The sequence below is a fragment of the Methylomonas sp. MS20 genome, assembly GCF_050275925.1.
Taxonomy (GTDB): domain Bacteria; phylum Pseudomonadota; class Gammaproteobacteria; order Methylococcales; family Methylomonadaceae; genus Methylomonas; species Methylomonas koyamae_A.
This window is the reverse complement of sequence record NZ_CP189962.1, coordinates 2,420,237-2,438,196: the sequence shown is the minus strand read 5'-3', so window position 1 is coordinate 2,438,196 and position 17,960 is coordinate 2,420,237. Positions and strand designations below refer to the sequence as shown.

Sequence of the window (17,960 nt, the reverse complement as noted above, 5' to 3'; positions counted from 1 at the left end):
CATGTTGAAACTGATTCAAGTCGATAACGGCGTATTCGATCTGGCGTTTGACGATCCGGTGCTGGTTGACGAGCACGCCGCGCTGGAAACTCTGGTATTTACGGCATTGTTTACCGACGCCGAGGCGCCCGATCGCCGCGTGCCGGATCGTTACGAGCGACGCGGCTGGTGGGCCGATCCAGCCGTTGGCACCGGGCTATGGTATTTGCGGCGCCAGGGGCTGGGCGATGCTGCCCGCCGTGAGGCGTTGTGGATGGTCAAGCAATCGCTGATCGATCACGGTTTGACCGATGTCACGGTCACGGAAGACCCGGCCGGCGCCGGAAACGTTTCCGGAGTTTTTCTGCTGATCGCCGGTTCGCATAATGGTCGCACCTTTAATATGAGTGTGCCGCTGTGACCGACTACGTCCGCCCTACCTACGCTGAATTAGCGTCGCGCATCGATACCGATCTGGCCGCTGTGCCGGCGGTGTTGCGCCTTCCGCTAGCGGCGATGTGGGCGCGAGCGACTCACGGCCAGCACGGCTATTTGTCCTGGATACTCGATCAATGTTCGCCGCTGACCTGCGAGCTTGAGCGGCTGTACGATTGGGCCGCGCTGTACGGCGTGGATAGGTTGGATGCCACGTCGGCGGCCGGCAATGCGCTGGCGACCGGCACCGCCGGTACCGACTTGCTGGCGGACGTGGAAATGCGCGGTCAAAACGGCCTGGATTACATCGTGGTGGCGGCTGTCGAATTGGGTGCCGGCGCCACGGCTGTTTCGATCCGCTGCCAGACCGCCGGCAGCGCCGGTAATCTGATCGCCGGACGGACCCTGACACTGATCGATCCGGTGCCAGGCGTGAATAGCACGCTGACCGTGGCGACCGGCGGCCTGACCGGCGGAGCCGAACAAGAATCGCTGGAAGATTGGCGGGCGCGGGTGGCCGACGAGTGGCGCACGATGGTGACGCGCGGCGCACGATCCGGCAAGCCGGACGATTATCGGTTTTGGGCGCGAACCGCCCATCCGTCGGTGACGACGACGCTGGTACAACCGCAAGCGCTGGGTTTGGGCACGGTGATTGTGCGGCCGATCTGTAACGCGCTGGTCAATCGTTTGCCGACCACAGCGGTGATTAACGCGGTGGCCGCTTATTTGACTGATATTGCCCCGGCGACTGCCGATTGGAGCGTGACCGCGCCGCTGGTGCGGCCTGTCAACGTGTCGATCGATTTGCTGCCCGGTTACGACACCACCGATAACCGCACCGCGATTACGGCGGCGCTGACGGCGCTGGTGCTGGCCGAGGTTAGCGAGTCGTCGTTGCTGGCACTGGCTGAAATCGACGCCGCGATCGCGACGGTGACGACGCAATATACCCGCATCGCGCCGACGGCCGATCTGGCGATCGCGGCCGGCGAAGTGTTTGTGCTGCAACCGGTGACCTGGCTGTGATCGTTAAGACGCATACGCCCGCCGAGTTCGCCGCCGCGCAGTCGGCGTTGTTGCCGCCCGGTATTGCCTGGCAATGGCCGGCGGGCGGATTTGGGCGTGATCTATTGACGGCCACCGGCGCCGAGTTGGCGCGCGTGGAAGCGGCGACTCAGGCGGTGCTGGACGCGGCGATTGAGCTGCATCGGCCGGCGGTGAGCAGTTGGCATATCAGCGAATATCGGCGGGTGGCTGCGGATGCGGTCGCCGGTGTCAGCGAAACGATGCCGCGCAAGATGTTTGCGGTCGGCAGCCGTGTGGGTGACCGGCTGTGGAGCGCGGCGGGACCGGCGGCGACATTTCCGGTGGAGTTGGTGCAAGTCGATCATTTGGCGACCAAGCCGATGCGGGTGGGTAGTCGCGTCGGGGATCGGTGCTGGGGGCATCGGGGACGGTACATACTGCGGGTGCGCTATTACCGTTCCGTGGTTGACCCGGAAGCGATTTTTAGGGCGCTGCGCGAGTTTAAGCAGGCGCATGTGTATTTGTGGTTTGAAGACATCACCGGCAGCGGTGGAGAGGTGAATTATGCACAGGATTGATGGCGCTGGGCATGTGGGGCACATGTTCGTGACGGAAGACGCTCCAACTAGCCGGCCGCCGACGGAGGTGACGGCTGACTGGCTTAATGCGATCCAAGAAGAAATTTGCAATTTCATCGAATCGACGGGGACTGTGCTGAATAAGTTTTCTAATAATCAGCTGCTCTCGGTATTAACTGGCGGGTTTCAAGCGTCAATGACGACTAATGGTTTTGTCCGGCTGCCGCTGTGGCTATCCGGTGCAATGGTGCAGTGGGGATATGTGACGTGTGGAGGCTTCGGGTCTACTAATTTCCCGTTTAACGTTGCGTTCCCAAACCAGGTGTTTGGGGTTGGAGCGTTGTGGGCACGCTCTACATATCCCGGTGACTCAAAAAACAATCCGTTGTCGGCATACACGGTCGATTTGGCGCACGGGGTCATCGAGAACTCGGGCAGTTCCGGCGTCGAGACCTGCTTTTATTTTGCGATCGGGAGATGATGATGCGCTATTCGCCATCGGTTGGTGTGTTTTATGTGCAAGGGCCATATCCAGATGATGCTATCGACGTATCGGATGCGGATGCGCGCCGCGTGTTGGATAGACAGCCTGGGCAAGTAGTGGATTGTGTCGACGGCGCGCTTGTCGTAATCGATGCGGCGATTGATCGCCGCTCTGCCAAGGTCAGCGAAATCAATCGAGCGTTTGCCGATGCTGTGGCGTCGGGGTATACAACCAACGGCTGGGTGATGCAGTGCGATATCGGCGATGTTCAAAGGCTTAAATCGGCCTACGATTTGGCGATATTGGCCGGAGAGACGGCATTGCCGGTAGTCGTCGATTATCACAATGCCGTGCATGCCGACGTCGCGCTATCGACCGTTCTGACGATGATTGTGGCGCTAGGCGGGCATTATCAATCGCTGTATCAGCATCGAGCGGCGTTGCGCGCGCAGGTGATTGCATTGCCTGAGTCCGTTTCGCAAGCGGAGCTTGATCTGATCGTGTGGTAAAAAAAAACGGTGCGACCTGACGGATGTTGGAGCATCACGCCAGGCCGCCGTCCGCAGGATGAGCTGCTTCAGGCCTGGTCACCGTGCCGTGTACACAGCGTGACAAGCCTAGTGCAAAGTGGCGATTTATGGAAATTGTACGTTGCGGCCAATGTGGCCGAAAATTGGCCGAGGCCGAGTTTGTTCGGTTGGCTATTAAATGTCCCCGTTGCGGGACGCTGAATTTGAAGGCCTTCGAGCCTCTTACCTGCGCGCCGAGAGCGCCCGACCAAGAGGTCTATGATGGCAAAACCAATTGTGCCTTGGGTGGGCGGCAAGCGCCGCTTGGCTAAACATATCCTGCCGTTGTTTCCCGACCATGGCTGCTACGTTGAGCCCTTCGCTGGTGGCGCCGCTTTGTTTTTCATGAAACAACAGGCCGAAACGGAAGTGCTGAACGACGTCAACGGCGATTTGGTGAACCTTTACCGGGTCGTCAAACACCATTTGGAGGAGTTTGTACGGCAGTTTAAATGGGCATTGATCAGCCGGCAGATATACGCCTGGTTGCGCGACACGCCGATCGAGACGTTGACCGATATCCAGCGGGCCGCTCGGTTTTACTACCTGCAAAAGCTGGCGTTCGGCGCTAAGGTGTCCGATCAGACCTTTGGTACAGCGACCACCGGTAAGCCGAGGCTGAATTTGTTGCGCATCGAAGAGGAGTTGTCGGCGGCGCACTTACGCTTATCGCGTGTTTTTATCGAACACCTGGCGTGGGATGAATGCATCAAGCGATACGATCGTCCGCACACGCTGTTTTATCTCGACCCTCCGTATTGGGGCACCGAAGGTTACGGCGTGAAGTTCGGGTTGGAACAATACGATTTGATGGCGGCGTTGGCGAAGTCTATTAAAGGCAAGATGGTGATATCGGTGAATGATATTCCGGAAATGCGAACGGCTTTTGCTGGTTTGCAGATCGACGTGGTCGACATCAATTACACCGTCGGCGGCGGCGCCCGGCGCAAGGCGGCTAGGGAATTAATTATTCGGAATTGGTCCGATTAATTCGTTGTCCGGCTTTCAAGGTAAATGGGCGTTAATTCACTGTCCGAAATCCAACTCCGCTTTGTCCGGAATTCAAACGCGCTTTACTAAGACGTCTCCAGCGACGATCTTTTTAAAGGCAAAAAAATCGTGGTATTGGCGCTACCGGGCGCGTTTACACCGACCTGTTCGAACCGGCACTTGCCTGGCTTTGAAGCAAAATACCGGGAACTGCTGGCGCAAGGCATTGATGAAGTGTATTGCCTGAGCGTCAACGATGCCTTCGTGATGTACCAATGGGGTTTGCATCTAAACATCGTCAACGTGAAAATGCTGCCGGACGGCAACGGCGAATTTACCGAAGCAGTCGGCATGTTGGTCAAAAAGCACAATGTGGGTTTTGGCTACCGCTCCTGGCGCTATTCCATGCTGGTCGACGATAAAAAGATTCTGAAAGTCTTCAGCGAACCGGATCAAATCGATAATTGCCCGGACGATCCTTTTACCGTAAGCGACGCGGATACCATGCTGGCTTACCTAACAGAACGGCAACGCGCCCACGGGCCGGTTCGATGAGTACCGAGAGCTCGGATGATTGACTACGATTACGACTTGTTCGTCGTGGGCGCCGGCTCCGGCGGTGTTCGAGCCGCCAATACCGCGGCCAACCGGGGCGCGCGCGTGGCGATCGCGGAAGTCCGCGACCTTGGCGGCACCTGCGTCAACCTGGGTTGCGTACCGAAAAAACTGTTGGTCTACGCCTCGCAATTTAAAGACGACTTCGCCGCCGCCACCGGTTACGGTTGGACACTGAACAATGCCGCCTTCGACTGGCCCAGCCTGATCGCCAACAAAAACCGCGAAATCGAGCGCTTGCATGCGGTTTATCAAAGCCACTTGCAACAATCCCGAGTGACTATCTTCAACGGTAAGGCCCAATTGCTCGATGCGCATACGATCGCGGTCGCCGGCACGCAATGCACGGCCAAACGCATCTTGATCGCCACCGGCGGTTGGCCGTTTGTCCCCGATATTCCCGGTAAGCAGCATATCGCTACCTCGAACGAACTGTTCTCCCTGAAAAAATTGCCCAAACGCATCGTGATCGTGGGCGGCGGTTACATCGCGGTCGAATTTGCCAGTATTCTGAACGGCCTGGGGGTGGACACCACCGTTTGCCAGCGCGCCGAAAAGCTGCTGGAAGGGTTTGACGAGGATATTCGCGACTTTCTGGGGGCGGCCATGCCGCGGCAAGGCGTCAAGATTCTGTTGAATAGCGATGTGCATGCGATTGCCGAGGATGGCGATGCCTTTGCCGTCAGCTTGCTGGACGGCAACGTCATGACGACCGATCTGGTGCTGTACGCCACCGGCAGAACGCCGAATTCGGCGGGTTTCGGCTTGGAAGAACTTGGCGTGGCACTGGATACCAACGGCGCAATCATCGTCAATGGTGACTATCAAACCAATCTGCCGTCTGTCTATGCGCTAGGAGATGTCACCGATCGGATCAATCTGACGCCGGTCGCGATTGCCGAAGGCGAGGCACTGGTGAATAGTTTGTATTTCAAGGACGCCCGCCCGGTGGATTACAACAACATCCCCACTGCGGTATTTTCCCAACCCAATATCGCCAGCGTCGGCTTAACCGAAGCGCAAGCACGGCAAAAGTATTCTGACATTGCGATTTATAAAACCGAGTTCACACCCATCAAAAATACGCTGTCGGGTAAGGACGAAAACACCCTGATGAAAATGATCGTGGAACCCGTGACGGACAGAGTAGTCGGCCTGCACATGATAGGCGCCGATGCGCCGGAAATTATCCAAGGCATGGCTATTGCGCTGCGTGCCGGCGCGACCAAGGCTATTTTCGACTCGACTATCGGCGTGCACCCAACTTCCGCCGAAGAGTTCGTCAACCTGCGGACGCTCGCCGACCCAATCTCTGGCTAACGCCGAACACTACGGCTTCAATGTACCGGTGGTTCCGGTCATTTCGGCGGAAACGCGCCATTTGGACGAGCGCTACGACCGGTAAATAATCACGACACGCAGCCCCGCTGGCTAACGAATAAGCTATGTTCGCTACCGAACGGATAGAAATTCCGATTATTTGTAAGGTTTGATTCAGCGCCGGATTCCGGCGCTAAGCGCTTTGATACCAATTCCAACTGATCGGAGTCCAGATGAACAAAGACAAACTAACCGCTCGCGTCCGTCAAACGGACGTTGAACTCGAACATACCGCCAACTATTTAGCGGATGACGACACAGAACTTGAACGTAATCCACATAGAAAAACCGGCAAACTGGAAGCCGGACTAGGTAATTTTAGGGAGAAAATTAGAAAAGGTCCTAAGCAGCCCGGCTACTAAGCAACATTCATCAAGCCGGCATGCTGATCGCGAATTTAACTCCGCCGGGGTGAGCCGGACTGGTGATCGGCGCACAGGCTGTTTGCGCCTTCAAGCATAGCCTAACCGCGTTTCTGCAGACCGTGGACCTTATTCGAAACCATGGAGACACCGCGTGACCACACTCAATTCGCAGCGAATCAATCTCTTGCTGGGGGCGCTTCCGGCACAGACTTACCAACGATTGGCGACAGATCTGGAGCCGATTCAAATGCCTGCCGGTCAAGTCATTTACGAGTCGGGCAGCGAGTTGCGTTACGCCTACTTTCCCACGACATGTGTCGTTTCCAAGATTTACGTGATTGCGGACGGCGCGTCCAGCGAGCTTGCCATCATTGGCAACGAAGGCTTTGTTGGCCTTAGCCTATTAATGGGCGGTCGAACCATGCCTCACCAAGCCGTCGTTAGCACCGCCGGTTATGGGTATAGACTGCGGCGCCAACGATTTATCGAAGAAATAGCATCCGCGGGTGGGACGCTTAACGATAATTCGCTATTGCATTTGCTACTGCGTTACACGCAGGCGCTGATGACCCAGATAAACCAGGCGGCGGCCTGTAACCGGCATCATTCAATACACCAGCAACTCTGCCGTTGGCTGCTTCTGACTCTTGATAGACAGGCATCGAACGAGATGTTGGCGACCCACGACCATATCGCCAACATGCTCGGTGTTCGTCGAGAAAGCATCACCGATGCCGCCGGGAAATTACAACAAAAAGGCTTGATAAATTACAGTAGAGGCCGTCTCGTGGTATTAAGTCGAGCCGGCCTGGAGGAACAAGTCTGCGAATGCTACGACGTGATAAACGCCGAATTCACCAGGTTAATACCCGCTTTCGTGAATAAACCCGCTTCGCGCGGATTGCCGCCGATTGCTTCCGCCAAAGCGACGAAACGCCCGGTGCACGACCTCGTTTTTGAATAAAGCCCGACTTGAGTCGACTGAATGCGGGCTGTGTGGCAGCGTACCGACTTCGAGACCGTTTTGTTATTAAATGTAGCGGCACTATCAACTGATCGGCGATGGCGTTAGCCACGCCGACATCCATCGACTGGGAGTCTCGTTATGTCTGATATTCAATCCATCAATCGTTTGTTACAGAATGAATTGTCCGCGCTGGAAACCTATCAACAAGCCCTGGATAGATTCCGCAAGGACACCGCGCTGGGGGAATTCGATTTTTTAATGTTGACTTTTCAAGAACATAAAGCTGCAGCTTGCAGTCTGCGGGGGAAAATCAAACAACTCGGCGGCACGCCAACCCAAGACTCGGGGCCGTGGGGAGCTTGGGCGAAAATAATCATGGCTTGCGCTACTTTGTTAGGTAAGCAAGCTGTGCTAAAGGTGTTGCGCGAAGGCGAATTAACCGGCACGGAAGACTACGAAAAAGCCTTGCAGGATCATGGTCTACACCCCGATATTCGCGTCCTGATAGCAAACAGTCTATTGCCCGCTCAACAACGGTATATGCGCGCCTTGGACAGTCTATTGGAAGCGGCGATGGCTTAATTCTAACGTTACAAGAGCATGAATGCCTGGCCTGGATTCGGTCATCATGCTCTTACGGGGTCACTAGGTCAGTATCGAGTGTTTATTCGTCCGCAACCGGCACGAGTATCCGCGCTTAATGTCCCAAGGCGGCGTGCCCCGGCCCTCGCGATAGTTTCTTCCGCCCGCCTCCAAGCCGAAACGTCTTGGCCGAGCGCATTAGAAATGATAATGCGCGCCCAGGCCGAAATACTCCACCTTGTCTTTATAAAACTGGCCGCTGGGCGAATAGCCGTTGAAATATTCGACCAATATTTGCAGCTTCCGCCCCAAGACCTTGGAATTATCGAATTCAACACCGGCTCTGGCGGAAATATCGGCACTCCAGTTGTTTTGATCGTAGTTCTTGATGTCGGCGGCGATGATCGGGCGCATCGACGCAAAATCCAGTCGCCACGGACTTCTAAACTCGATACCGTATTGCGCGGACCATTTTTTTAGCTCGGAAGGCTCTCTATGGAACAAACCGCCGCCGCCGCCGTAGATCCGCACGCCGTAGGGCAGCTCATAGGACAGTTTTAAGTCCACGCCTTCGTAACTCAGGTTAACCCGTTCGAAGGTAGTGTTGACCTTGCGCAGCAAAAATTCATCACCCAGATGCGAACTCTGGTGGTACAACCGGCCGAACGCGGAAAACTGCCCGGCGCGCGCGCTGGAGTAAATCGAGGCGATAAAATCGGTATTCACCAAATCGGACGACGAGGCATCCAGATTGAAGTCACTGAACACGCCGGCCTGCAAGCCGGCTTCCCATTGCGCCGTGGAATTACCGATGTTGGCGCGATAAAACGGAATGGTTTCGCCGAAACTGACCGAGGCGATATCCCGGCCGTCGAAATTATTGGTTTGGTAATTACGGTACGCCGCGGAGAAATGCGCCCAGCGCGGGTCGGCTAATAAGCCTTTAAATAAATGTCCGGTCGGTAGCAGTCCTGTCGGCAACACCAAGCTCTCGGCTGTCGTCGACGTCGTTGAACCCGCGGCCAGCGCGGCTGCCTCTTTGGAATCTACTTCGCTGGTTTCGGCGATTTTGACGGCGCTGACGCCCGGAATCTCCGCGAGTGCCTTTGCGGCCCGGGCGCGATCCGCGCCCGACATTCCGGCGGCCGGCAAGGTGATAACCCCGTCTTTTACCGGCAGGGCCGGCGGTTCGAGCTGTAGTTTGTACTTCAACTCAGCGGCGGCATATCCGGCGATATAAGCGTCGTCGGCGTTCGTGGCGTTGGCGAATGGCGCGGTCAGCAGCCAACAGCCCGTGAATGTAACCAATCTACGCGTCAACATCATGGCTTACCGAGTTCGCCGGCAGTCACCGCCAGTTGACTTTGCACCGATTTGACGTGTTCCTGGCTATTGGCCAAGCCGATCGCTCTACCGACCATCTTCTCGTTATCCAAAACGCCGCTCAAGGTCACGCCGCCGTTGACGGTCGTCACTTCGATGCGCGCGTCTTTCAGTAATTCGTCGCTCATCAGCGCGGCCTTGATCTTCGCGGTGATGGCCGAGTCGTCCAGATAGACGCCGCCGGCTTTAGCGCTGTCCACTACCGCCTCCTTGGCGGAGTCGATGCGTTTTTCAGAATTGCTGATGGCTTGATCGATTTGCTTGCTGGCTTTATCCAGCGCATCCTCGGACGATTGCGCGGATTTCTCGATGTAGGCGCCGGCTTTGTCCGCGCCTTGTTCCATCTTTTGACCGACGTTTTCCACCGCCTTATCGATTTTTTGCCCGGTCTTTTCCGCCTGCCCTTCCGGCTGGCATGCGCTGAGTCCGGCAACGGCGGACAAACAAACCGTGGTCAATAAACGATTGAACCAGGGCCGATTGGAGTCTTTGAATAGAATGTTCATATGGGTTCCTGAAAAGAAGCCGAGTGACGGGCGACCTGGAAAGCCTATTGAGCTCTTGGGCGCGTGATGGACACTTCGCATCCGGTCGACACATCGAGGGATGGAAACAGCTTCGGATTCTAGGCAGGCAAGAGGGCGAGGTCTGTTCGTTGACGAACATAGGGACGGAACAATGCGAGCTGCACCAGCGCATGGCCTGGCGCGAACCGGACTGGCTTAACCGGAAACACCCCGGTGAACGCCGAATCCTGGCGAGCTTGGAAAGGCGAAATCGGAACGGATTCGACCGCCCCGACCGGTTTGAGATCGGTCGGAATCACACACAGGCGTTGCTTGGGAACGCTGGAATGACCATTCCAACGCCCCAAGTCCGGGGAGAAAACCAAACAACGCAAACGCCGGCCGAAGCAGCCGGGTTCGCGGGTTCGAACCCTAAAAACTACGCTTGGCGCATTGCAGCTTTTTCAGGACGGCCGCCAAGCGGTCGATTTCGTCATAGGTGTTGTAAAACGCCAGCGACGGTCGTACCGTGGCTTCCAAGCCAAAGCGACGCAGGATGGGCTGCGCGCAATGATGGCCGGAGCGGACCGCGATGCCGGCGTCGTTCAGTGCCTTACCGACATCCTGAGTGGAGTGCCCGGCCATCACGAAGGACAGCACACTGGTTTTGTCGGGCGCGGTGCCGATCAAACGCACACCGGGAATCCCGCGCAAAATGTGCATGCCGTATTCCAATAACTCGTGCTCGTAGCGGGCGACGTTTTCGATGCCGATCCGACTCAGATACTCCAACGCCGCCCCCAAGCCCACCGCATCGGCGATATTCCCGGTGCCGGCTTCGAATTTGGCAGGCGCCGGTTGATACACGGTTTTCTCGAACGTAACGTCTTCGATCATGTTACCGCCGCCTTGCCAAGGCTGGGTGATTGCCAGCAGTTCCGGCTTGCCGTACAACACGCCGATACCGGTCGGGCCGAAAATCTTGTGTCCGGAAAACACCAGCCAATCGCAATCCAGGCTTTGCACATCCACCCGCAAATGCGACACCGATTGGGCGCCGTCCAACAACACCTTGGCGCCGGCCTGGTGAGCCAGCGCTATCATCTCCGCCGCCGGCGTCACGGTGCCCAAGGCATTGGAAACCTGGGTGAACGATACCAGCTTGGTTTTGGCATTCAGCAGTTTTTGGTACTCGGCCAGAATCACCTGACCGTCGTCGTCGACCGGAATCACCCGCAAGAGCGCCCCGGTTTCCCGGCACAACTGCTGCCAAGGCACGATGTTGGCGTGGTGTTCCAGCCAACTGATGACAATCTCATCGCCTTCGCCGATAAATTGCCGACCCCAACTTTGCGCGACCAAATTGATCGCCTCGGTAGCACCGCGCACGAACACGATATCGTCAGCCGACGACGCCTTAATGAACCCCGCCACGGTAGCGCGCGCGCCTTCGTAGGCGTCGGTGGCGCGCGCCGCCAGTTCGTGGGCGGCCCGGTGGATATTGGAGTTCTCATGGCGATAAAACTCGGATATCCGATCGATGACGCACTGCGGTTTTTGGGTCGTCGCGGCGTTGTCCAACCAGGCCAACGGATAGCCGTTGACCCGCTCCTCCAGAATCGGAAAGTCGCGGCGTACCGCGTTCACGTCGAACGGCGGATGAGCCGAAACCAGGCCGGGGATTTGCGCGGCGCTGGCTAGACTGGACAGTTCATTGAGAAAATAAAACGCCGCACTACCGGCACCGGCACCTGGCCCGGCTGGCGGCCGACTACTGGTGTCCACCAAGCGTTGCAAACCCGACAAGCCCGGCAAACCGGCACTCGGTCCGGCCAGACCGGCGACGGCACTGTTATCGATACCCGGCCGATTCGCGAAACCGTTAGGCACCGCGTGATAAGGCACCGAACTCGCCGCCGAGGCCGGTACGTTGTCGATGGCTTGACCATCGCCGGTCGGCATATCGCTGTAGTACAGGTTGGCCAAGCGGCTTAATTCGGCGGTGTCCGGCAAACCAGCCGGCACCGTACCGCCGTTCAACGCTTGTTGAGCGAGCCCGGCCAGATCCGGATTAGGCGTAGTCATAGTAATTGTCCACTTCGACGTTTTCGAGTACGCCGATCGCGTCGTCGGTCAGTATCGCCAGCGAGCAATACAACGAGACCAGATACGACGCGATCGCCTTGTGGTTGATGCCCATGAAACGCACCGACAGTCCCATGCTAAGTTCGTCGGTCAGGTTCGGTTGATACAAACCGACCACGCCTTGCCGGCTTTCACCGGTGCGCAGCAGTAGTATGTTGGTTTTGCCGTTGACGATTTTCAGCTTGTCGGTCGGGATCAAAGGCAATCCGCGCCAAGTGATGAATTGCGAACCGAACAAGGACAAGGTCGGCGGCGGCGTGCCGCGGCGGGTGGCTTCGCGGCCGAAGGCGGCAATCGCGCGCGGGTGGGCCAGAAAAAATGCCGGCTCCTTCCAGACCCTGGCGATCAGTTCGTCCAAGTCGTCCGGCGTCGGCGAACCTTTGCGGGTCTTGACTTTTTGCGACTCGACGACGTTATTCAGCAAACCGTATTCGGTATTGTTGATTAACTCGCTTTCCTGACGCTCCTTGACCGTTTCGATGGTCAGCCTCAATTGCTCATGGATTTGGTTGTGCGGGCTGCTGTATAAATCGGCGACGCGGGTATGTACGTCCAAGACGGTGTTCACCGCATTCAGACGGTATTCGCGGCCCCATTCTTCGTAATCGACGAAGGTTTGCGGCAGCACCTTCTCGTCCAGACTCGAGCAATCGACGGCGATGCTGGTCTCGCTTTTGACTTTGTTGACCCGGTAAATACCCGCTTCGACCGGGATCCAAGGCAGCAGATGAACCAGCCAACGCGGCGTGATCGTGCCCATCATCGGCACGGTTTTAGTCGCGTTGGATAAAGTGCGCGCGGCGACGTCGCCTAACGCGGTATGGGCTTGATGAATGTCCGACATAGGTTTTCCTTACTGTTCTGGTTGATGGCTTGGAGAACGCCTATCGCTTGGACCGGGTTTCCGATAGGCATAAAAAAAGCCAATGGCTCTGACGAGCGCATTGGCTTCCGGCGGTCCGGTCAGCGATTGACTTAAGTTCAAGATACCGATAGCAGACTAAACCTGTCAATACTGGCAGGTCCATGGCGAAACTTACTTATGTCTATTCGCGATATGAATATCTAAAAATATCGTATACCTCGATTCCAGCGGCAATTCGGCAACAAAAAATCTCATCTAAGCCATTGTTACTAATCACTTATTTTTTAGCCGCGCCTACTCCGCGTTCTACGACATCGGGCTGTATGATATTTTTCGAAGAAAGTTTGGTTGGCGTATCGGCCGTTCTGACAACTCCCCGACCTAGACCGGGACAAGGTCAAAATATTTCACTGAAATTTCAAGGCATTGCACGTATTCATTCAAATCCCGGCGCCGGATTCGTACATTTCGCTACGGACTTGCGCCTGACTGACCTGACTGCCCGGCGGAACGCTGTGCGTCAACCAGACATTCCCGCCTATCGTCGAACCCCGGCCTATGGTGATTCGCCCCAAAATGGTCGCGCCGGCGTAAATCACCACATCGTCCTCGACGATAGGATGGCGGGCGTTACCCTTGACCAATAGGCCGTTTTCGTCCTTGGCAAAGCGCTTGGCGCCCAACGTGACGGCCTGGTACAAGCGCACGCGCCGACCGATGATCGCGGTTTCGCCAATCACGACGCCGGTACCGTGATCGATAAAAAAACTGTCGGCGATTCGCGCGCCGGGATGAATATCGATGCCGGTGGCAGAATGCGCGATCTCGCTGACGATGCGCGCCACCAGCGGCAAGCCCAAGCCGTATAACAGGTGGGCCACCCGATGGTGTATCACGGCGGTGATGCCGGGATAACAGGCCAGCACTTCGTCGGGACAACGGGCCGCCGGATCGCCTTCGTAGGCGGCGCGGATGTCGCTGTCGATCAACAGTCGGACGCCGGGCAGTTTGGCCGCAAACTCACGGGTCAGCTCGCTTGCCCGCCGCCAGACGTCGATGGTTTCGCCGTTTTGCTCGGCGACGAATTGCAGTTCCAACGCAATCTGCCGGCTTAAATCCCGTAGCAGACTGTCCAGGGTCTGACCGACGAAATAATCGATGCCTTCGTCGGTCAGATCCGGGCGGCCGAGACGGTTGGGGAACAAGACCGCCCCCAATTGCTCGACGATTTGCGCCAACACCTTGCGGGCCGGCAATTTGGGCGGATGTTCCCGGCGATGGCGTTCCTTGAGCGAATGCAAACGTATTGCCCGCAGTTCCGCGACCAGATCATCTATTCCCCAAAAGGGAGAGGCAATCGCCAACGCCGCTTCGTTCATAGCGCCGAGCCCTGGGCGTCGAACAAGCCTTCGAACAGTGCCGAACTCAGGTAGCGCTCGCCAGAATCCGGCAATACCACGACAATGGTCTTGCCGACGTTTTCCGGCTGTTTGGCGACTCTGACCGCCGCCGCCACCGCCGCCCCGCAGGAAATGCCGGCCAGGATGCCCTCTTCTCTGGCCAAGCGGCGCGCATAGTCGATAGCGTCGTCGTTGCTGACCAGTTCGATCTGATCCACCAACGATAAGTCCAGAACGTCCGGCACGAAACCGGCGCCTATACCCTGGATTTTGTGCGGTGCCGGTTGCAATTCCTGCCCGGCGCGGAACTGCGTCAGAATGGGACTGGCCTCGGGTTCGACGGCCACGGTATGAATGGGCTTGCCTTGCTTTAACTTGATGTAGCGCGACACGCCGGTAATCGTGCCGCCGGTGCCGACCCCCGACACGAAAATATCGATCGCGCCGTCGCTGTCGTTCCAGATTTCCGGGCCGGTGGTCAGTTCGTGGATTTCGGGATTGGCGGGGTTTTTAAACTGTTGCAACAGCACATAACGTTCGGGTTCGGACGCGGCGATTTCTTCGGCCTTGGCGATCGCGCCTTTCATGCCTTTGGCGCCTTCGGTCAAAATCAGTTTGGCGCCGTAGGCCACCAGCAATTTGCGGCGTTCCAAACTCATGGTTTCCGGCATTGTCAACGTCAACGGAATGCCGCGCGCCGCCGCGACGAAGGCCAGCGCGATACCGGTATTACCGCTGGTCGGTTCGATGATTTCCTTACCGGGTCCCAAAACGCCGCGGCGCTGAGCGTCGTTAATCATCGCCGCGCCGATCCGGCATTTTACCGAATAAGCCGGGTTGCGCCCTTCCACCTTAGCCAGCAAAGTTACCGGCGCGCCGTCGGCGATGCGGTTCAAACGCACCAGGGGCGTGTTGCCGATGGACTGCGAGTTGTCGGGATACCAATGTGCCATGTTTAAATCCTTGAAATTTAGATACAAAAAAGCCAGCGGCCCCGTGCGGGACGCACTGGCTTCCGGCGGTCCGGTCAGCGTAACGTGACTTGCCGGTTAACTTAAGGCTGCAGGCGACAGATTGTCAAGAAAAATTGCTAATAAAAACCGTCGCTTATCTAATATTTCGATGATATGTTCTAATTTTGGCATGAACAAGGGCCGCGATTCTGCTAATTGCGAGTGTAGCGATGCTTGACGCCGGCCGGAAAATATTCGGGATCGGCGAAACGGTGCAAGGTCACCATCGGCGTTTGCCGTTCGGCCGGCGCGTAGTGAGCGAATTCGCTGTTGAGCCGCAATAGCTGGACTTTGATCGATTCGGCGACCCGCCCCGCATCAACGTGTTCGGGATCGACATCCGGCAAGACTTCCACCGCGACCTGCAACTCGCTGTCGCCGGCGACGTTTTCCCTGACTTGCAACACGAATTTGCCGGTCAACCAGCCGGTCAACTCCGGTTGTTCCAATCCTACCGTGACATTCTCCGGATAAATATTGGCGCCGTAATAGGACACCGTGAAATCCGCCCGGCCGAACACGAACACGAACGGCAGCTCGCGCGGTTTAAAATCGCTAGGCAAGCCCAGATCGGTCACCGATTCGATACCGGCGGCACGCAAGCGCTCCCAGATTTGCCGATACGGGATGACGCCGCCTTTGTCGGCGATGTGGTAGCGCACCAGCGGCACGCTGTTCTCGCCCGATACCACCAAGGTATCGGCTTCGACTTCGAAGAAGCGGCTCGCCGGGTCGTATTGCACCAGCGTCGGCAAGCGCGACTCGCCGAACCATGCGCGGGCCTCGTCGGGATGACCGGCCAACCAGCGCCGAATCGCGATGCTCAGCGGTGTTTCGTTGCCCAACACCCCGCCGTCGGCGGTACCGTACAGCGACGCCGAATCGAATTCCGCTCGCTCGGCACCGATGCGTTCGCCGACCAAGGCCCGCCATTCCTCGCTAAACACCTCGCCGGCAAACACCAATTTTGGGTTGAAGTCCGACCAAACGATGCCCTCGGCGCTACCGGCATCGATAACATCCTTGATGAAAGGCGGATAACCCAATAACACGGTTTGCTCGAATTGCGGCGCCAGCTCGCGCACCACCCGAAAGATTTCGGCCTTGTTGTTACCCGGCGTCGCGACCATTAGTGGGTAGCCCTTGCGCGCCAAATGCCAGCAGCATGAGGTCGTGAATAAACCGCCAACCCAGTTGCCCAGCGCAAAACACACCACAGCCAGGGTCGTACGGCGATCGGCGGCGAAGCTGTCCTTGAAGACCTGCTCGAAACGCAGGGCCACATCCAATTCGTCAGCGGCGGAGCGCGGCCAGAACGTCGGCTGGCCGGTCGAACCGGAAGATACCGCGACCCGGTCGGCTCCGGCCAAACTGCCGCCGAAGCAACGTTGAGCCAGCGGGTAGGCCCGCATGTAATCTTGTTTGCTCATCAACGGTAAGCGGGAGTATTCGGCATAGTCGACCACTTGCTCGGGGCTGACGCCGCGCTCGGCCAGAAACTGGCGGTAGGCCGGCACTTCGGCGGCGCAACGCCGAAACAGCGCCAGCAATTTCTCCTCGGGCTTGACGTCTTGCCCGCCCAACAAATCATCCAGCGGCGTAGTCAGGAAACGTTGAAAAACGGCATTTAAGTCGGTCATCGTCGGATTGCTCAATTCGTGGGGGTCATGTCGGGTATCGGTTTACGACAGCACTGGTCACTTCCCGTGCTGCTCGTCGTAAGAGGAAGGGGTGACGCCGGCTCGCTCCAGCAGTTCCCGGACGTGTTTGACATCCTGCTTGGCGAAGACACCGCCGTGGTGCGGATGATGCAAAAAACCTTCGAATTGGTTTAACACCACTCGAAACTTGGCGCCGTGGCCGGACTCTATCGTGGCGCCCAAGTGATGCAGCAACGATTCGACTTCCCGCCAATGGATGTTGGCGCTGATGGGATCATGAAAGATAGCTCGTAATACATTGGCGTGATGACTCATCGCGGGATTCTCCCTACAAGTGAGCCGACAGCATACGCCGTAAATGCTCCAGGCTACAACACGGCCGCTAACGAGCCAGACCGCAATTGTTTCCTATATAAAAACAAATCATGCACTATCAGCATTATTGTAAATATTTTCACAATTGTTATCATAGAACCGTCTTCACGAATCAACCGATGCTGTCTTAGGAGTCCGACATGAACAAACCCCTTTTATTTTATAGAGACGTATTAACCGGCCTGTTTTTTACCGCTGGCGTATTCGGTTTCGTTTCCGGCGAGTTCATTTTCTCCACACTGCTGTTCGGCGCGGCGTCGCTGTCCAGCAACCTGGACTTGCATCGGAACCTGCGTGCTTAGTTCCTCGTTGTACCTCCCTCGTTGTTAAGCTAGCAACCCCTCCGAAGCTAGCAATACTACATAGCCTCCGTCACTTGTGGACGGGGGCTTTTTTTTGCGCGGACAAAATACCGATCCTTGATTCGGCGGAAAAGCCGTGTAGCGAGAATACCCTGAGACTATCGGCGCCCACGGACCATGCCAGACACGAGGTCAGTAAAATTAGAGGAGAAATCGTCGTCCATCGATCGATGAACGATAAACAAAGCCGATGAGATTAAGTGGCTCCGAACGCACTACGAACGCAGAAGTGCAACGGGAACTCGGAAGGGGCGCCACTAAAACGTCCGCAACCGTG

At 57.0% G+C, this 17,960-nt stretch carries 21 protein-coding genes; 13 read left to right on the top strand and 8 right to left on the bottom strand.

From position 1 onward, the window contains the following. Position 1: 1 nt before the first annotated feature. From ACQE3D_RS10625 to ACQE3D_RS10570, 12 genes are all read left to right on the top strand, one after another. Positions 2–400 carry a phage GP46 family protein gene (locus tag ACQE3D_RS10625; RefSeq protein WP_313728002.1) on the top strand — a complete coding sequence of 133 codons (399 nt, stop codon included), beginning with the start codon at positions 2–4 and terminating at the stop codon, positions 398–400. Then, the gene (locus ACQE3D_RS10620; RefSeq protein WP_313728003.1) at positions 397–1,443 is read left to right on the top strand and encodes a baseplate J/gp47 family protein; all 1,047 of its coding nucleotides are present in this window, start codon (positions 397–399) and stop codon (positions 1,441–1,443) included. Before ACQE3D_RS10625 ends, ACQE3D_RS10620 begins: the two co-directional genes overlap by 4 nt. Further along, positions 1,440–2,021, top strand: coding sequence for a hypothetical protein (locus tag ACQE3D_RS10615; protein ID WP_313728004.1), 582 nt, complete (start codon positions 1,440–1,442; stop codon positions 2,019–2,021). The genes ACQE3D_RS10620 and ACQE3D_RS10615 overlap by 4 nt, the downstream gene beginning before the upstream one ends. Further along, positions 2,008–2,502 carry a gp53-like domain-containing protein gene (locus ACQE3D_RS10610; RefSeq protein ID WP_313728005.1) on the top strand — a complete coding sequence of 165 codons (495 nt, stop codon included), beginning with the start codon at positions 2,008–2,010 and terminating at the stop codon, positions 2,500–2,502. The genes ACQE3D_RS10615 and ACQE3D_RS10610 overlap by 14 nt, the downstream gene beginning before the upstream one ends. Next, positions 2,499–3,014: a hypothetical protein gene (locus tag ACQE3D_RS10605; protein WP_313728006.1), complete on the top strand. Its 516-nt coding sequence runs from the start codon at positions 2,499–2,501 to the stop codon at positions 3,012–3,014. The genes ACQE3D_RS10610 and ACQE3D_RS10605 overlap by 4 nt, the downstream gene beginning before the upstream one ends. A gap of 128 nt (positions 3,015–3,142) precedes the next feature. Beyond that, positions 3,143–3,346 (top strand): Com family DNA-binding transcriptional regulator, encoded by a 204-nt coding sequence (locus ACQE3D_RS10600; RefSeq protein WP_409521084.1) that lies wholly within the window; start codon positions 3,143–3,145, stop codon positions 3,344–3,346. Continuing rightward, on the top strand, positions 3,297–4,064 hold the full coding sequence (locus tag ACQE3D_RS10595) for a DNA adenine methylase (protein ID WP_313728007.1): 768 nt from the start codon (positions 3,297–3,299) through the stop codon (positions 4,062–4,064). Before ACQE3D_RS10600 ends, ACQE3D_RS10595 begins: the two co-directional genes overlap by 50 nt. 129 nt (positions 4,065–4,193) lie before the next feature. After that, positions 4,194–4,619 carry a redoxin family protein gene (locus ACQE3D_RS10590; RefSeq protein WP_409521085.1) on the top strand — a complete coding sequence of 142 codons (426 nt, stop codon included), beginning with the start codon at positions 4,194–4,196 and terminating at the stop codon, positions 4,617–4,619. A gap of 15 nt (positions 4,620–4,634) precedes the next feature. Continuing rightward, positions 4,635–5,999 (top strand): glutathione-disulfide reductase, encoded by a 1,365-nt coding sequence (gene gorA, locus ACQE3D_RS10585; protein ID WP_313728008.1) that lies wholly within the window; start codon positions 4,635–4,637, stop codon positions 5,997–5,999. 233 nt (positions 6,000–6,232) lie between these two features. Further along, on the top strand, positions 6,233–6,421 hold the full coding sequence (locus tag ACQE3D_RS10580) for a hypothetical protein (RefSeq protein WP_168030675.1): 189 nt from the start codon (positions 6,233–6,235) through the stop codon (positions 6,419–6,421). A 154-nt stretch (positions 6,422–6,575) separates the two neighbouring features. Beyond that, a complete protein-coding gene (locus ACQE3D_RS10575) occupies positions 6,576–7,388 on the top strand; it encodes a Crp/Fnr family transcriptional regulator (protein ID WP_313728009.1) in 813 nt (270 codons plus the stop codon). 141 nt (positions 7,389–7,529) lie between these two features. After that, positions 7,530–7,973, top strand: coding sequence for a DUF2383 domain-containing protein (locus tag ACQE3D_RS10570; protein ID WP_313728010.1), 444 nt, complete (start codon positions 7,530–7,532; stop codon positions 7,971–7,973). A gap of 198 nt (positions 7,974–8,171) precedes the next feature. Here the strand turns inward: ACQE3D_RS10570 and ACQE3D_RS10565 are convergent, their stop codons facing one another. The 8 genes from ACQE3D_RS10565 to ACQE3D_RS10530 form a co-directional block, all read right to left on the bottom strand. Further along, positions 8,172–9,296: a DUF1207 domain-containing protein gene (locus tag ACQE3D_RS10565; protein WP_313728011.1), complete on the bottom strand. Its 1,125-nt coding sequence runs from the start codon at positions 9,294–9,296 to the stop codon at positions 8,172–8,174. Beyond that, entirely contained in the window at positions 9,296–9,862 is a 567-nt protein-coding gene (locus tag ACQE3D_RS10560; RefSeq protein WP_168030669.1) for a BON domain-containing protein, read from the bottom strand. The genes ACQE3D_RS10565 and ACQE3D_RS10560 overlap by 1 nt, the downstream gene beginning before the upstream one ends. Before the next feature lie 432 nt (positions 9,863–10,294). Continuing rightward, complete coding sequence (locus ACQE3D_RS10555) at positions 10,295–11,947, bottom strand: family 2A encapsulin nanocompartment cargo protein cysteine desulfurase (protein ID WP_313728013.1); 1,653 nt, start codon at positions 11,945–11,947, stop codon at positions 10,295–10,297. Further along, positions 11,934–12,851 (bottom strand): family 2A encapsulin nanocompartment shell protein, encoded by a 918-nt coding sequence (locus tag ACQE3D_RS10550; protein WP_313728014.1) that lies wholly within the window; start codon positions 12,849–12,851, stop codon positions 11,934–11,936. Before ACQE3D_RS10550 ends, ACQE3D_RS10555 begins: the two co-directional genes overlap by 14 nt. A 461-nt stretch (positions 12,852–13,312) precedes the next feature. Further along, positions 13,313–14,251, bottom strand: coding sequence for a serine O-acetyltransferase EpsC (epsC, locus tag ACQE3D_RS10545; RefSeq protein WP_313728015.1), 939 nt, complete (start codon positions 14,249–14,251; stop codon positions 13,313–13,315). Beyond that, on the bottom strand, positions 14,248–15,225 hold the full coding sequence (cysK, locus tag ACQE3D_RS10540; protein WP_071160580.1) for a cysteine synthase A: 978 nt from the start codon (positions 15,223–15,225) through the stop codon (positions 14,248–14,250). Before cysK ends, epsC begins: the two co-directional genes overlap by 4 nt. A 212-nt stretch (positions 15,226–15,437) precedes the next feature. Further along, complete coding sequence (locus tag ACQE3D_RS10535) at positions 15,438–16,925, bottom strand: phenylacetate--CoA ligase family protein (RefSeq protein ID WP_313728017.1); 1,488 nt, start codon at positions 16,923–16,925, stop codon at positions 15,438–15,440. A gap of 57 nt (positions 16,926–16,982) precedes the next feature. Continuing rightward, complete coding sequence (locus ACQE3D_RS10530) at positions 16,983–17,261, bottom strand: hypothetical protein (RefSeq protein ID WP_064031774.1); 279 nt, start codon at positions 17,259–17,261, stop codon at positions 16,983–16,985. Positions 17,262–17,461: 200 nt separating this feature from the next. Here ACQE3D_RS10530 and ACQE3D_RS10525 point away from each other — a divergent pair, with 200 nt between their 5' ends. After that, positions 17,462–17,623, top strand: coding sequence for a hypothetical protein (locus ACQE3D_RS10525; RefSeq protein WP_168030662.1), 162 nt, complete (start codon positions 17,462–17,464; stop codon positions 17,621–17,623). The last annotated feature ends 337 nt before the right edge of the window (positions 17,624–17,960 follow it).